Raw genomic sequence first — 15,733 nt, forward strand, 5'->3', positions numbered from 1 at the left:
GCGCCGCAGAATACTGCGGCGCCAACTGCATCCCGGCCTGCTTAAAGTAAGCGGGCAGTTGTCCGTCCCCCTCTTCCCCCGGCTAACCATGCCGTGAGCCCATTTATTTGTCCGCAGGTACTTACATCCGTTTACTCCTGTGCTCGGCCGATCCATCTATCCCGGCGGCCGCATTTCAAAGCTGCCGCCCCCACCGGTTCCTGACACAACCATGCTGATCTTACACCTTAACCGGAGCCTGCCTGGGCAGTTGTGACCGGCAATATTTCTGCATTACTTGCTTGAATAGATCAATATGGTGCAGTTCATCTAAAATGATTCTGCCCAATAATTGTTTGATGCCCGGATCATCTATCAACTGCTGGTGCTTCCGGTAGTTCTCTATGGCCGCCCATTCACTGGCAATATCCGAGGAAATGCGGTCACAAAGTGAAACCCCATAGAAAACAAATGATGCATTCCAATATTTATCCATGTGGGCGTTATTTACTGTTCTTAAACGGGGATCCGCGCCAAGCTTGATAATTGTTTTTGCCAGCAATTCCATGTGATGCATTTCAACCAGTGAAATGCATGACAATAAATCGGCTGCATCCTTGTAATGACGCTCAAGTACAAAATGATGGTAAAGATACTGGGATATTGCCGAAAATTCACTTACCGTGCCGGCGTAATCTTCTAATAATAATTGGGCGTAATAAGGGTTTTGGGCAACGACACGAACTTCCGGATACGGCGCCGGATAGGCGCATTTATATAAAGCGGGGGTGACACATTCCTGTGCCGGTAGATTGGTATCCATTTTTTAAATACCTCCACTAAGCTTGTTTCTTTATATTTATTTAATGGAGGCATCCAAATATGTCTATAAAAGAGAAAATACCCGCACCTGACAATGTTGAATCAAGATGTTTTAACGAAACGGAAGCCTTCAACCGGAGAAATCGAAGCTCACCGGCACCGGCTTTATTTACTCTTTTTCAATCAACCCCCGCGCCATCATTTTAGCCTTCACGGTGGGGTAATAGTCCAGGTTGGTGTGGGGCAGAAACTTGCTGCCTACAAATTTGTTCATGAAGACTTCGCTGGCGTTCAGTTCGAAGTAGGTGATGTTGCGGGCGATCGCTTCGGCTTCGCGGCGCTTTTCATTGGCAAGCAGCACCAGCCGGGCGCCTTCCCCGGAGGCGTTGCCCAGACGCACCATCTTGTCGCGGGGCAGGTCGGGGTACAGGCCGATGGCGATCGCCGACTCCAGATGCAGGTACTGGCCGAAGGCGCCGGCGGCGTAAAAACGGTTGATCTCCGTGTAATCGCAGCCCACGCTTTCCAACAGGTATTCCAATGCGGCGTTCACCGCCCCCTTGGTGCGCATGAGGTTGTTGATGTCCACCTGAGTGATTACGATATCTTTGCCGGTGGCCGATTCCGCCGCCGGCACGACCACGAATTCCGTCCGGCCGTCTTTGAAATGCCCGGCCCGGTCGATGATCCCGGCCAGGAACAGTTCGGCCAGACAGTCAATCAGTCCGGAGCCGCAGATCCCGGCCGGCGGCGCATTGCCGATGGTGGTGTAGCGCACCCGGCCGGTGCCCGGCTTGATCCGCACACTGTCCACCGCCCCCGGTTCGGCGCGCATGCCGCTTTGGGCCACGCCGCCCTCCAGGGCCGGACCGGCCGCCCCGGCACAGCCCACCAGCCAGTCCCGGTTGCCCATGATGATTTCCCCGTTGGTGCCGATGTCCACAAACAGGGACAGTTCTGGCGAGCGGTGCAGACCGCTGGCCAGTACGCCGGCAATGATATCCCCGCCCACATAACTGCCCACCGAGGGCAAGCAGTAGACCGGGGCCAGCGGGTTGATGCGCAGCCCCGGTTGGCCGGCCGGTATGATGCCCGGATTGTTCACCACCGGGATGTAGGGGGCCATGCAGATACGCGAAGGATCCAGGCCCAGGAACAGGTGCACCATGGTGCTGTTGGCGCCGATCACTGCGGCGCTGATCTGCCGTCCGGCCAGTTTATGTTCCACTGTCAGCCTTTCAATCAGGCTGTTTAATGTATCCACAACGGCCCTTTGCATCTGCGCCAGACCTTCCGGCGTACCGGCCAGGTAAATGCGGGTCAGGATATCGTCGCCCAGGGCCACCTGTCCGTTATAATCCGCCGCCGTACCCATGATCCGACCCGTGCGCGTGTCCACCAGGTAGACGACCACGGTGGTGGTGCCGATATCCACGGCCAGGCCGTAATGAGCGCCTGTGGTATCGCCCGCTTCCAAATCCACCAGGCTCCATACCCCGGGCGCCTGCGCGCCGACTGTGGCCGTGACCCGCCAGTTGCCCTCCCGCAGCACGCCGGACACCATACGCATCAATTCCAGCGGCACAATCACCGTCCCCGCCGGTTCCCGCAGCCCTTCCAGCAAACGGTCCACATCGGCCTGGTTGTTCCCCGGAGCCGGCTCGTTCAGTTCAAGATATATCTTATTCGTGATCGGATCCAGTTCGACCTCTTCGCCGCCGCCCGTCCGTCCGGTCAGAATTACCGCTTTTCCCTCTCCCATGTTCAGCACCCCGTTTTGACTATCTTTCAGAATTATAACACATCCGGCCGGGGGGAGCGATAAAGCTTTCTTATGTTAAAGATTAAATCTTTAGGAAAAGCGAAAACACGGTTGATGCCGTTCTGGATCACAAGCGCAAAATGTCTGGAAACATACTTTTTACGCCACGCAGATGATGTCCCGCTCGATCCATCCCGTAAGGAAGCGGGTTTTCAAAGCCGGTTATTAATAAAAATATAACTACCGCATCTTTATAAATAAAGACCGGTAGTCATTGACAGGCATCAAAACAGTTGTTGTGCCCGGTAAGACAGTCCGCTTTCCTACTGCTTCAAACGCGGGTCCAGCGCGTCGCGCAGGCCGTCGCCGAGCAGGTTGAAGCCCAGCACCACCAGCATGATGGCCAGGCCGGGATAAAACATCATCCAGGGCGCCTGCTGCATCACCGAGCGGCCGTCGGACAGCATGGCCCCCCACTCCGGGGTGGGCGGCTGGGCGCCCAGACCGAGGAAGCTCAAGCCGGCCGCATCCAGGATGGCCGTGCCGATGCCCATGGTGGTCTGCACGATAACCGGCGCCATGCAGTTGGGCAGCACGTGCCGGAAGATGATGCGCAGGTCGTTGCCGCCGATGGCCCGGGCCGCTTCCACATATTCGGTTTCCTTCACCGACAGCACCGTGGAGCGTACAATGCGGGCATAGAAAGGAATATTCACCACCCCGATGGCGATCATGGCGTTTTTCAACTCCGGCCCGAGCATGGCGGTGATGGCGATGGCCAAAAGAATACTGGGAAAGGCCAGCATGATGTCCACCACCCGCATGAGCACGTTGTCCACCCAGCCGCCGTAATAACCGCCCGCCGCTCCGATCAAAGTGCCGATGAGCAGGGCGATGCCCACGGAAATCACCCCCACCTGGATGGAAATGCGGCTGCCATAGATGATCCGGCTCAAGACATCCCGGCCCTGGGAGTCGGTACCAAACCAGTGGGCGGCCGAAGGCGCCTGCAGGCGGTCGATGATGTTTCCGGACAGCGGGTTGTGGGGGGCCAGCACGGGGGCCAGCAGGGCCGCCAGGATCAGCGCCAGCACAATGACCGCGCCGGCAATGGCGATTTTATTTTGTCTCAAGCGGCGCCAGGCATCGTACCACAGGCCGTACTGCCGTGCCGGCATGATTGTCCGGGCGGCCGGAGCCGCAGTTTCAGAAGCCAGCATTTTATTCACCCTAGTTGTAACGGATTTTGGGATCAAAAAACTTGTAAAGTATATCCACCAGCAGGTTAATCAACACAAAGAGCAGGGCGATGAACAGGATGCCCCCCTGCACCACCGGGAAATCACGCGCCATGATGGCGATATACAGCATGCGGCCGATCCCCGGCCAGGAGAAGATGGTTTCGGTCATCACCGCCCCCCCCAGCAGTGTACCGAACTGCAGTCCCATCACTGTGAGCACCGGCAAAAAGGCGTTCTTCAGGGCATGCTTGAAAATGACCACGTTTTCCGTCAGGCCCTTGGCCCGGGCGGTGCGGATATAATCCTGGTTCATCACTTCCAGCATGCTCGACCGGGTCATGCGGGCGATGATGGACAAAGGGATGGTGGCCAGGGCCAGGCTGGGCAGCACCAGGTGCTTCAGGGCGTCCACCAGGGCGGGAAAATTGCCGGTCAGCAAAGCGTCCAGCACGTTCAGATTGGTAATGCTGTGCAGGCTGGTGGCCACGCTCAGGCGTGACGACGGCGGCAGCCAGCCCAGCACCTGGGCGAAAATCCAGATCAGCAGCAGGCCCAGCCAGAAGATGGGCATGGACACCCCGACCAGCGCCCCCACCATGCTCACATTGTCAAAAATCGAATACTGTTTGACTGCGGCAATGGTACCGGCGGAGATGCCAAACACTACGGCGATGAACATAGCGGCAATGGTCAGTTCCAGCGTGGCCGGGAAATGACTGGCCAAGTCGTCCAGCACCGGGTTCTGGGTCATGATCGAGCGGCCGAAATTGCCCTGCAGGATATGGCCCAGAAAACGCAGGTACTGCACATACAGGGGGTCGTTCAAGCCCAGGCTCTGGCGCAGTTGGGCCAGAGCCTGGGGGGTGGCCCGCTCCCCGAGCATCACCTGGGCCGGATCCCCCGGGATGAGGTGAATGAGGATGAAGGCCAGAAAGGACACGCCCAGCAGCACCGGGATTAAAAGCAACAGCCGTTTGATGATGTAGTTGGTCATAACAGGTAATCCTCCCCGCGCCGGACCTGCCGTTCACAGCGGACACCGGCGCCCGGCCCGGATATTTTCGTCCTTGACGTCCGGACGGCCATTTTAAGGAAACAGAAGCTCTGCAGCCGCACCTGTTTTCATGATCGCCGGTTTGCGCGGCTGCAGATACTCCATCCATATCCGGCGACCGGCGACCCGGGTGACGCCCGAACCGGTTGCGGCCTGATACAAAGCATACCCGTGCCGCCATTTGGTCACATCCGTGAAGCATGGACCGCCGGACGCCTTTTTTCAAAACACCGCTACTGCTGGATATCCACGTTGGCGAAACTTTCCGTGCCGGTGGGATGCGGAATCAGGTTTTTCACCGATTTCTTGGCCACCACCACTTCCATGGAATGCACCAGGGGCACCATCGGTTCGTCCTGATGGATGATCTCCTGCGCCTGTTCGTAGAGCGCGGCCCGTTTGGACTGATCGCTCACCGACTGCGCCTGCTTGAGCAGGTTGTTCACCTCTTCGTTCTGGTAGAAGCAGACGTTGCTGGCCGCCCCCTTGACCGTGTTGTCCTTGCCCAGCAATACATAGAGGAAGTTGTCCGGGTCGCCGTTGTCCCCCGTCCAGCCGAACAGGTACAGGTCGTGTTCGCCATTTTCACCTTTGGCGATATAAGTGGCCCAGTCATAGGTAACAATATTGGTCTTAATGCCCACTTTGGCCAGGTCGGTCTGAATGGCCTGGGCGATTTCCTTGGGCTGCGGCATATAGGGACGGGCCACGGGCATCGCCCACAAAGTGGTGGTGAAGCCATTCGGGAAACCGGCTTCGGCCAGCAGTTCCTTGGCTTTGGCCGGGTCGTAGGGATAGTCCTGAATCTTGTCGTTATAGCCCCAAATCGAAGGCGGCAGCGGGTTCTTGGCCGGTTTGCCCAGCCCGGCGTAAAAAGCGTCAATCAGCGCCTTTTTGTCAATGGCGCAGGCGATGGCCTGGCGTACCTTCGGATCGTTGAACGGTTTTTTCTGGTCGTTGATGGCCAGGTAGCCGAGATTCATACTCGGCCGCAACAGCACCTGCAAATTGGGATCGTTCTTCACCGTCTTGTAATCGTCCGGATTCAGGCCGATCATGGCGTCAATGGTTCCGGACTTCAATTCCATCAAACGGGCGGAGTTGTCTGGAATGGTGCGGAAGACTATTTCTGACAGCGCCGGTTTGGGGCCCCAGTAACTGTCATTGCGTTTCAGGATAATTTTCTGGTCCTTTTCCCAGCTGACAAAGGTGAAGGGGCCGGTACCCACCGGGTTCTTGAAGAAATCCTTGCCATACTTCTGCACGGCCGCCGGACTGGCGATGCCGAAGGTGGGCATGGCCAGATCGGCCAGGAAGGGCGCCAGCGGCCGGGTCAGTATAAATTTCACCGTGTTGTCGTTGACCACCTGGACGTCCTTGATCACACCCGGAAAGCCGCCGAACATGGAGGTGTAATACTCGAAGTTGCCGCCCACATGGTAGGGATTGTTCTGCAAACGCCAGCGGTCGAAGTTGAATTTAACCGCCTGGGCATTGAAGGGTGTTCCGTCCTGGAACTTGACCCCCTTGCGCAGGGTGAGCGTCCATTCCTTGCCGTCCTTGGAGTTTTCCCAACTGGTGGCCAGTCCGGGCACCAGTTCGGTGTCGGCTGGTTTGTAATTTAAGAGCGTCTCAAAAATCTGGTGGGTCACATAAAGAGATTCGCCGTCCGTGACGTTAGCCGGATCCAGGCCCACGGCGTCGCCGCTGCGGGCAAACACAAACGTCTTGCCGCCTTCTTTGGCCGCCTGCTGCCCCTGACCGCCGCACCCGGACAGCACCACGCCCAGGACCAGCACCAGTGCGGCAAGCAAAGCCACCGCTTTGTACTTGCGCATATACTTTTCCTCCTCCTTCTTTTTCTTGATCTGCAAGGGACGGCTAATGTACCAGATGGCAGGCCACCAGATGGCCGTTCCCGTCATCCATCAGCTCCGGCGTCTTCAGACTGCAATCCGGCCCGGCCCAGGGACAGCGGGGATGAAAGCTGCACCCGCCGGGGGGGGAGAGTGGGCTGGGCACATCACCGGGCAGGATGATCCGCTCCCTTTTGCGGCCGGGCTGCGGCACCGGGATGGCCGAAAGCAGCGCTTTGGTGTAGGGATGCCGGGGGGCACGGTAGAGTTCCCGGGAAGCGGCCAGCTCGACGATCCGGCCCAGGTACATTACCGCCACGCGATCACTGATGTGTTTGACCACGCCCAGATCATGGGCGATGAAAATATAAGTCAGGCTGAATTCCTTTTGTAAATCCTCCAGCAGGTTGATTACCTGCGCCTGAATGGAAACGTCCAGCGCAGAAACCGGCTCGTCGCAGATGATCAAGCGCGGATTGACCGCCAGCGCCCGGGCGATGCCGATGCGCTGGCGCTGACCGCCGCTGAACTGGTGCGGATAACGGTTCTCCTGTTCCACCGACAGGCCGACCAGTTCCATCAGCCGGCGCACCCGCTTGCCCAGTTCCGGGCCGCCGGCCAGACCGTGAATGCGCAGCGGCTCGGCGATGATTTCCCGCACGGACAGGCGCGGATTCAAAGAGGCGTACGGATCTTGAAAGATAATCTGCATTTCCCGGCGCAGGGCGCGCATCTGGCGCCGGGGCAGTTTGCGAATATCCCGCCCGGCAAAAATGATTTCCCCGTCCGTGGGTTCGATCAGGCGTAAAATGGACCGTCCGGTGGTGGATTTGCCGCACCCGCTCTCCCCCACCAGACCCAGGGTTTCACCCCGGCGCACGGCAAAGGAAACACCGTCCACCGCTTTAACCGCCCCCACCGGCCGTGGCAACACGCTGCGGCCGTAGACCGGAAAATACTTTCGCAAATTATTGACTTTGAGCAGCATTTCGTCCACCAGCAAACCCCCCCTCTTCCGCTCCGGCCCGGTGACAGGCCACCAGGTGCCCGGGGGCCACCTCCCGGCGGGACGGCCGGGCCTGCCGGCATTCCTCCCGCGCGTCGCGGCAGCGGGGGGCAAAAGCGCATCCGGCCGGATCGGCCAGCAGGCTGGGCGGCGCCCCCTCGATTTGCTCCAGCCGCCGTCCGGAATCGTCATCCAGCCGGGGCAGGGAAGCCAGCAAGCCCCGGGTGTATGGATGCGCAGGCGAGGCAAAAACGGCCTGCACGCCGGCATATTCCACCGGCCGTCCGGCATACATAACCAGCACCTGATCGCAAAGTTCGGCCACCACGCCCAGGTCATGGGTGATCATGATAATGGAAGTATGCAGCTCGTCCCGCAGTTGGCGCATCAAATCCAGAATCTGTGCCTGAATGGTCACGTCCAGTGCGGTGGTCGGCTCGTCGGCGATGAGTAACTGCGGGTTGCAGGCCAGGGCCATGGCGATCATCACCCGCTGGCGCATGCCGCCGCTGAACTGGTGCGGGTAATCCCGCAACCTTTGCTCCGCTTCCGGGATGCCCACCAGTTTCAACATCTCCACGGCCCTGGTCAGCGCCTGTTTTTTATCCACCCGCCGGTGCCGCAAAACTGCTTCGGCCACCTGGTCGCCAATGGTGTAAACGGGATTCAGGGAGGTCATCGGGTCCTGAAAGATCATGGAGATTTCATTGCCGCGCAGGCGGCGCATCTCCTCTTCCCCCGCACGCAACAAATCCCGGCCGTGGAATAAAATTTCACCGCCGGCCACCCGGGCGGTATTTTTTGGCAGCAAGCCCATGACGGCCAGGGCGGTCACCGATTTGCCGGAACCGGACTCCCCCACCACGCCCAGGGTCTGCCCCCGGCGCAGGTTCAAATCCACCCCGTTCACGGCGTACAGTGTACCGGCGGATGTATTGAAGTTTACTTTTAATCCCCGCACCTGCAGTAAGGTTTCCGTCATACCCCTCTCCCCGCATCAGACCAAAAACTGAATTTTGATTTATTTTCTCACAGAAAAGAGCCGGGCTCAATTTTATCTCATATTTCTCTTGAAATATGCATAAATAATCAGCGCCCTGCCGCATAGCCCCGGATTCAAAAGGGACGGTTTTTACAACCGCCCCCGGGCCTTTCCATCAAGTTTGTTTGCCGCCCGGCGCCAAACGGTAGAAGTTGCGCGGCCTGCCCACCCGGCCGTAGTTGCATTCCACCGTCACCAGACCGGCATTTTCCATATAGGCCAGATAACGGTGTACAGTTTGATAGGCCAGGCCCACACCGCCGGTAATCTGTTCAATGGACAGCGCTTCCTGTTGTTGAGTCAAAAAGTCGATAATCACCTGCATTGTGGTGTTGCTGATTCCTTTGGCGATAAAGACGTCTTCCGCCGGCACTTTTTTTTGCAGGGCGCCGATTTTTAAATTTACTTTCAAACGGCAGATCAGATCCGGCGCCTTGATTGGTTTCAAGGCAAAATCGGTGGCCCCCGCCGCCATCAGCATGTCCGCCACGGCCTGCTGCTCGTCCACCGTCAACACGACCAGGGGCACCAGCGGATCCAGGCGGCGGATCTGTTCCAGCGTGGCCAGACCGTCCATCACCGGCATGTGGTAATCGACAATCACCAGGTCCGGCTGCTCCCGGCGGAAAATGCGCACCCCCTCCCGGCCGTTGGCCGCAGTTACAGCCTGCCAGCCGGCAAAGGCACAGATCTCCCCGATCGTGTACCGGATATCGGCATCATCATCAATGACCAGAATCCTGGTCATCATCTTTCACCCCCGGAAAAATTATCGTCACCACGGTTCCCCGGTCCGGTGCGCCGATCAGTTCAATGCGGCCGCCATTGTTTTCCACCACCCGGCGCACAAAATCCAGGCCCAGTCCGGACGAACGGCCGCTGCCGCTAAATCCGTATTCCCAAACGTGCTCCAGTTCATCCGGATCAATGCCCGCGCCGTTGTCGGCCACCACCAGTACCACACCGCCGGCGGCGTCCCGGCCGGCGCGGATCTGAATCACGCCGCCGTCTTTGGCATTGATGGCCGCAATGGCATTTTCGATCAGGTTGATCAGCGCCCGGACCACCCGGATGAAGTTGATCCGCAGGGGGGGCAAATCCGGGGCGATATCAAATTTAATCTTCCCCCGGGTGGTGATCCGGACCGCTACATGAGCGCGGACGTAATCAATCAACTGGTCGACAGTAACATCTTTACGCATTTCATCGTAAAGCATTTCTGAAATCATATCGTTCAACCGGTCCACCCCTTGCGTGATCCGGTGCGTATATTCATGAATTTTGACATCTGCCACTTTCATGGCCACCAGGGAGTTGAGTCCCTGAATGGTCATCAGGGGCGTCTTCAAATCATGCACCAGGGAAAGCATTTCTTTTTGCACCTGTGCCTCGGCGGCCTGCATGCGCAGGCGCTCCATTTCCATTTCCCGGCGCTCCGTTTCCCGGAGCACCGCCATGCGGTTGATGTTCAAAGCCGTCAGCCCGGCCACGGCGGCCGCGGAAATAAAAAACGACAGAAACAGGGAAATGGACACCATATTCAGCACCTGTTTGTCCTGCAAAAAGATCCCCGCCATACGCATGGCATCGGGCAGATCGCCGCGCCCGAAACCCGGGGCGGAAAGTGCCGGCGCCAGATCCAGCCAGAAAAAGGCCAGGCAAAGCTGCAGCAGTACCAGCGTGGGCAGGAAAATGTTATGACGCAACAGACCGGGCAGGAAGATCAGTCCAATGGCCAATACGAACATAGGCGCCAGGTAGTTCCAGGGCGCACCGGAATGGGCACCGGCAAGCACATAAACAACCCCGGCCGCAGCCGCCGGCAGGACTGCTTCCCGCAGCCAGGACGGTTTTTCCGGCAGCGGCAGGGTCATGCCGAGCACGAAAGCGCTCCAGAAGCAGGGCATGATCACCAGTGTACGCAAAAAGACAAAAATAGCCGCCGCCCAGATTAACCGCCCGCTGTCCCCGGACAGTATGCTTTTTTCCACCAGATCCTCCACCAGGTTGAACTGCGGCTGCAGCGCGTGATTCAACCACGGGGGTGAGACAAGCAGCAGGATAACCGGCGCAGACAGCAGGTAGGGACGGAAACGGTCAACGGAAGGCGGAATTGAGGGGAACTTCAAGTTCATTAATCCCCGCCACCTCCGTCAGGGGTATATTCCGGGCACGGGTGAGCCTGGTAAACAGGCCGTCCTGATCGCCGTCCCCGGCCACCAGGACATAACTTGCCAGGGGCACGACTGCGTTGATCAACTGGTCGTTCAACCCGCCCCGCCGGTCCATGCCGCCCGGGTGCACCACAATAATTGGTATGTGCCGGTCCGCCGCATAATCAACCAGATTCAACACCCGGTTCTTTTCATCATCCGCAGTGGTATAAATGCTGCTGATCCCGGCCGGGCTCACACCGAGCACCAGAATCAGACTCTCCTTGTCCGCCAGATCGGCCGGGGTGCCCTGGTAATGGTAATCATAGTCCAGATTGAGTTGTTCGCACATTTTAGCCACAATCAACCCTTCCGCTCCCAGGCCGGCGGTGGTGACCAGCACCGGCTCTCTGGCAATGGGGGCGGGCAGGTTGGGATAAGTATAGGTGTTTTGATGCCGGCGGCCGGTCAGCGCGTTAATCGCCAGCAGCAGGGCTACGGCCAGGAGAATGTATTTCCACGGGCGCATTCCGGACCGCCCTTTCCCGGACATTATTTTCCCGCCGCCTCCGGTTTAAAAGACGATGCACGCCTTTTTTAACCGGCACGGCTCCAAGCGGCTGCAATCCTGGTCTAAATTTCTGCGTGGTACACCTATTTCCTGCCTTTTAACGGGGAAATTGGGCCGGGAAAAATATCCTGTAACAAAGCCGTAACAAATTGCCAATGATTTTGTGACAAATGTCGGTTATAATATAGTCGGCAGTAAAAAATTCCAGCAAGGAGGTGAATCCAATGAAGAAAAAATTGATCGCTGTTCTGGTTGTGGTGCTGGTCCTGGCTTTGGCCGTGCCCGCACTGGCCGCCACCGTTTCCCAAAGCCTGACCCCGGATCAAGCCAAACAAATCAATTCACTGCAGCAGCAAATGCTCAACCTGCGCAGTCAAATGGTGGATAAAATGGTGCAGTTCGGCCAACTGACACCCGAACAGGGACAGCAAATCAAGGCGAACATCCAGTCCCGGGTGCAGTATCTGCAGCAAAATCCCGGACAGGCCGGCTACGGCCCCGGTTTTTGCGGCGGCTACGGCATGCGCGGTTACGGCAACGGCCGCGGCGGTTGGGGTCCCGGCGGCATGATGGGAGGCTGCTGGAACAACCGGGCCCCGTCCGCCCCCGCTCCCAATACATCCAGCGGCAACTAGGGGCAACCCCCCAAGCCGCTCCCGCTCCACCTTTCGCCAGGCGGCGCCAACCGCCTGGTTTTTCATGTCCGTACAGCGGTATCCAAATGCAAAAAAAACGGGCCTTTATGGCGACCGTACCGGAGGGGTGACCAGTACCGGTCCGGAAACGAAACATGACCGGTGCTTTTCGGCAAGCGGACCGGCAGCGCGCATCGCACTGCCGGTCCGCAGTTAAAAAACCGGCCTTCCGCACCTGTTTGTGATATAATAATCTGGATTTGGATTAGTTAGTGGAGTGAAGCCTTTGAAAACGGAAGAACATATTACTTTGACCGCCGACGGACATCCGGTGCGGCTGACGGCGCTGATCAACCATCCGGAGGAGGCCGCCGGGGCCGTGGAACTGGGCGCGGACGGCCTCGCACTGTGGGATGCCGGCTTATCCGGAAACCGGCCGGACCACACGCCGCCGGAAGAAGACTACCGGGCGGTTTTTCAACAGGCGGCCCGGGCGGCGGCGGGCAGGCCGGTAACCGTCCGCACGGACGCGGCGCAGTTTTATCCCGGCCGTGAAACAACCGGAGGGTGCGCATGCCGGTCCGGTCCTCCGCCGGGAACAGGTTTTGAAGGGCATCCCCCCGGCCGGCCGCCGGATCCCGCGGCCGCGCCGCCCCGCCGGCTGTTGCGGCAGCTGCGGGCAATACTCGAAGCCGGCGCCGGCGGCCGTTTCCATATTCTTTTCCCGCCGCTCCGGCAGGTGGAGGAGTTGAAGCAGTACCGGGCCTGGTTGAACCTGGCCCGGGAAGAACTGGCGGCGGAAGGTTTTCGTCCGCCCCAGCCGGCGGCCGGCATGCTGGTGGAAATACCCGCCGTAACCGCCATGCTGGAATTATTCGCCCACGAACTGAACTTCATCTGTCTGGGCGAAAACCTGCTCTGGCACTCCCTGGTCCTGCCGGAAGATCACCCGGTCCGCCGCGCCATAGACTGCTCCTTTCATCCGGCATTGCTCTACCAGGCCCGGCTGCTGCTGGAAACCGCCCACCGCCGGCGTAAAAAAGCGGCCCTGAGTGCGCCGGCCGCCGGCGAACCGGCGGCGGTACCCCTTTTTCTGGCTATGGGCCTGGACGAATTGATCATGCCGGCAGAAAAAATTCCGGCCGTCCGCCGGGTGGTGGAACGGCTGACCCTGCCCGAGGCCAGGCTGATCGGGGCCAAGGCCATGTCCTTTCCCACCGCCGCCGGAGTGAAAAACTACGCCGGGGAAGCGCTGGCGCGGCTCATGCGCTAACGGTGTTCAGAGCGAACATAAAGGCGGTCCCCCTGCCGGGTTCGCTCTCCACTTTTATGGTGCCGCCGTGCAGTTCAATAATCTGCCTGGCGATGGCCAGGCCCAGGCCGCTGCCGGCGGAGCGCTGGCGGGAACGATCGGCCTTGTAAAACCGCTCCCAGATCAGGGGCAATTCATCGGCCGGAATTCCCGGACCGGTATCACGCACGGACATGATCACCCGTCCGTTTTCCAGCCGGGCGGCCACTTCAACCCGCCCGCCGGACGGGGTTACCCGCAGGGCGTTATCCACCAGGTTGATCAGCACCTGGGCCAGCCGGTCGGCGTCCCCGTATACCGGCGGCAGGTTTTCCGGCGCGGTGGTTTCCAGCGCCACCTGTTTTCCGGCCGCTAAACCGGCAAACTTTTCTCCCACCCGGCGCACCAGTTCACTGGGGCTGACCGGTTCGCTTTTTATGATCACCTTGCCGGCCTCCATGCGCCGCAAATCCAGCAGATCATCCACCAGCCGGCGCAGGCGCAGGGTTTCTTCCAGGATGTTTTGCAAATATTGCTGCCGCTGGTTTTCATCCCGGGCCAGACCGTCAATGACCGCTTCGGTGTAACCCTGCACAATGGTCAGCGGCGTGCGCAGCTCGTGGGAAACGTTGGCTACAAATTCCCGTCTGGTGGCGTCCAGCCGGTGCAGGGCATCAATTTTTTCCTGTAACTCGCCGGAAAGAGTGTTTAATGATTCGGCCAGATCGCCGATTTCGTCCCGGGAGCGCACCGGGACGCGGCGGGAAAAATCGCCGGCCGCCATGGCCCGCGCCGCCCGGTTCATCTGCACCAGCGGCCCGCTCAAAGTGCGGGAAACGAGCAAACTCAACAGGGTGGCGGCCAGCGCGCCCAAAATCAGCGCCCAAAGGCTGGCCTGCTGCAGCGCCTTCAGATTGGCCGCCAGGGGAGCCAGCGGCGCATGGATGAACAGGGCGCCGGTAACCCGGTTGTCCTGCCGGATGGGTATCCCGGCCACCAGCACATCGGTATTGAAGTACTGGTTATGCTCCTGGTGCACCACGCTTTTGCCCTGCAGTACCTGGAGCATTTCCTGCTGGCTGAACGGCATCACCTCGACAATACCGCGGCTCACCGGGATGGAACAGCCGTCCGGGTTGCCCCGGTCTGTGAAGCCGGAACCGGAAACGGCGCCGGTCCGCCCCTGTCCGGAACCGCCGGTGCCTCTCCAGCCCGGTGGAACCGCGGGGTTTTGCCGGCCGGGGCTTCCCTTCCCCGCCCCCCGGAAGCCCTGCCCGGCACCCGGACCGGACGGACCGGGCTGGTGTATCATGCCCATCATGCCCATGGCCTGCCAGTGTTCGATCAGCCCCCGGGTATCCACCACCATCACACTGGCGTTCATCAGACTGGCCAGCAGGCCGACCTGCTGGGCGGCCAGGGAGGGATCCTGTTCGCTGCCGATCACCCCGGCCAGCCGCTCGCCCTCATCAAGCAGGCGGGTGGCCTGCTGCTCGTAATAGATGTTCTCCAGAGCGCCGGACTGGATCAGCGCCGAAAGACCGAGCACCACCACTACCAGCAAAAGCATGGCCAGCCAGAGTTTGGCCACGATTCCGCGTAATTTCATTTACTCACCTCAAATTTATATCCCACGCCCCACACGGTGCTTACATATTGGGGTGCCCCCTTGACGCGGGCCAGTTTTTCCCGCAACCTGGTCACATGAGTGTCCACCGTACGCACCTCGCCGAAGAAATCGTATCCCCACACATTTTCCAGCAACTGCTCACGGGTATATACCCGGCCCGGGGACTGGGCGAGAAAATAAAGCAGGTCATACTCCTTCGGGGTCAGGGATACCGGCCGTCCGAGCACAGTCACCTGCCGGGACGACGGATCGATGCTCAAGCCGTCGAACTGCAGCCTGCCTTTCTTCGGTTCTTCAGGCAACGTACGGCGCAGCACCGCTTTGACCCGGGCCACCATCTCGCGCGGACTGAAAGGCTTGACCATATAATCATCCGCACCCAGTTCCAGGCCGAGCACCCGGTCGATTTCATCACCCCGGGCGGTGAGCATGATTATCGGCACGCTTGAGTTTTTGCGCACCTCCCGGCAGACCGCCCAGCCGTCAACATCCGGCATCATTAAATCAAGAATCACCAGGTCGAAATTTTCCCGGCTCAATATATCCAGCGCCTGCCGGCCGTTTTCCGCCTCCGTAACCTGAAAGCCCTCCGGTTCCAGGTAGATGCGGATTAATTCCCTGATTTTCTGCTCGTCATCAACAACCAGAATATTGGGCATTGCCGTCACTCCCCCAGGCAACAATATATCAT

Annotated in this window: 14 protein-coding genes; 2 read left to right on the plus strand and 12 right to left on the minus strand. The window is 59.2% G+C overall.

Going from position 1 to position 15,733, the window contains the following annotated elements; all coding sequences use genetic code 11:
- Positions 1 to 220: 220 nt before the first annotated feature.
- The 10 genes from A6M21_RS09685 to A6M21_RS09730 all read right to left on the minus strand — a co-directional run bounded on the left by A6M21_RS09685 (position 221) and on the right by A6M21_RS09730 (position 11,444).
- Entirely contained in the window at positions 221 to 802 is a 582-nt protein-coding gene (locus tag A6M21_RS09685) for a ferritin-like domain-containing protein (protein WP_066668213.1), read from the minus strand.
- Positions 803 to 970: 168 nt separating this feature from the next.
- Complete coding sequence (locus A6M21_RS09690; protein WP_066668215.1) at positions 971 to 2,563, minus strand: ASKHA domain-containing protein; 1,593 nt, start codon at positions 2,561 to 2,563, stop codon at positions 971 to 973.
- Between the two features lie 323 nt (positions 2,564 to 2,886).
- Entirely contained in the window at positions 2,887 to 3,783 is an 897-nt protein-coding gene (gene nikC / locus A6M21_RS09695) for a nickel transporter permease (RefSeq protein WP_078060550.1), read from the minus strand.
- Between the two features lie 10 nt (positions 3,784 to 3,793).
- Positions 3,794 to 4,798: an ABC transporter permease gene (locus A6M21_RS09700; RefSeq protein WP_066668217.1), complete on the minus strand. Its 1,005-nt coding sequence runs from the start codon at positions 4,796 to 4,798 to the stop codon at positions 3,794 to 3,796.
- 293 nt (positions 4,799 to 5,091) lie between these two features.
- The gene (locus A6M21_RS09705; RefSeq protein WP_066668392.1) at positions 5,092 to 6,696 is read right to left on the minus strand and encodes an ABC transporter substrate-binding protein; all 1,605 of its coding nucleotides are present in this window, start codon (positions 6,694 to 6,696) and stop codon (positions 5,092 to 5,094) included.
- 43 nt (positions 6,697 to 6,739) lie between these two features.
- Positions 6,740 to 7,702, minus strand: a complete 963-nt coding sequence (locus A6M21_RS09710) for an ABC transporter ATP-binding protein (RefSeq protein WP_151191892.1) — start codon at positions 7,700 to 7,702, stop codon at positions 6,740 to 6,742.
- Positions 7,683 to 8,702 (minus strand): ABC transporter ATP-binding protein, encoded by a 1,020-nt coding sequence (locus tag A6M21_RS09715; protein WP_066668219.1) that lies wholly within the window; start codon positions 8,700 to 8,702, stop codon positions 7,683 to 7,685. Before A6M21_RS09715 ends, A6M21_RS09710 begins: the two co-directional genes overlap by 20 nt.
- 175 nt (positions 8,703 to 8,877) lie before the next feature.
- Positions 8,878 to 9,513 carry a response regulator gene (locus A6M21_RS09720; RefSeq protein ID WP_242868813.1) on the minus strand — a complete coding sequence of 212 codons (636 nt, stop codon included), beginning with the start codon at positions 9,511 to 9,513 and terminating at the stop codon, positions 8,878 to 8,880.
- Complete coding sequence (locus tag A6M21_RS09725) at positions 9,488 to 10,897, minus strand: sensor histidine kinase (RefSeq protein ID WP_066668223.1); 1,410 nt, start codon at positions 10,895 to 10,897, stop codon at positions 9,488 to 9,490. Before A6M21_RS09725 ends, A6M21_RS09720 begins: the two co-directional genes overlap by 26 nt.
- Positions 10,860 to 11,444: a DUF6305 family protein gene (locus A6M21_RS09730; RefSeq protein ID WP_151191885.1), complete on the minus strand. Its 585-nt coding sequence runs from the start codon at positions 11,442 to 11,444 to the stop codon at positions 10,860 to 10,862. Before A6M21_RS09730 ends, A6M21_RS09725 begins: the two co-directional genes overlap by 38 nt.
- A 266-nt stretch (positions 11,445 to 11,710) precedes the next feature.
- Between A6M21_RS09730 and grrA the strand changes: the two genes are divergently transcribed.
- Both grrA and A6M21_RS09740 read left to right on the plus strand, forming a co-directional pair.
- The gene (grrA, locus tag A6M21_RS09735; RefSeq protein ID WP_066668227.1) at positions 11,711 to 12,121 is read left to right on the plus strand and encodes a GrrA/OscA1 family cyclophane-containing rSAM-modified RiPP; all 411 of its coding nucleotides are present in this window, start codon (positions 11,711 to 11,713) and stop codon (positions 12,119 to 12,121) included.
- Between the two features lie 286 nt (positions 12,122 to 12,407).
- Positions 12,408 to 13,394: a putative PEP-binding protein gene (locus A6M21_RS09740; protein WP_066668229.1), complete on the plus strand. Its 987-nt coding sequence runs from the start codon at positions 12,408 to 12,410 to the stop codon at positions 13,392 to 13,394.
- On the opposite strand, the gene A6M21_RS09745 is transcribed toward A6M21_RS09740, so the two are convergent.
- Both A6M21_RS09745 and A6M21_RS09750 read right to left on the minus strand, forming a co-directional pair.
- Positions 13,384 to 15,021 carry a sensor histidine kinase gene (locus A6M21_RS09745; RefSeq protein ID WP_066668231.1) on the minus strand — a complete coding sequence of 546 codons (1,638 nt, stop codon included), beginning with the start codon at positions 15,019 to 15,021 and terminating at the stop codon, positions 13,384 to 13,386. The two genes, A6M21_RS09740 and A6M21_RS09745, sit on opposite strands and share 11 nt — an antisense overlap.
- Entirely contained in the window at positions 15,018 to 15,701 is a 684-nt protein-coding gene (locus tag A6M21_RS09750) for a response regulator transcription factor (protein ID WP_066668396.1), read from the minus strand. Before A6M21_RS09750 ends, A6M21_RS09745 begins: the two co-directional genes overlap by 4 nt.
- Between the last annotated feature and the right edge of the window lie 32 nt (positions 15,702 to 15,733).

Source organism: Desulfotomaculum copahuensis (assembly GCF_001655685.1).
In the GTDB taxonomy this organism is placed as follows: domain Bacteria; phylum Bacillota; class Desulfotomaculia; order Desulfotomaculales; family Desulfovirgulaceae; genus Desulfotomaculum_G; species Desulfotomaculum_G copahuensis.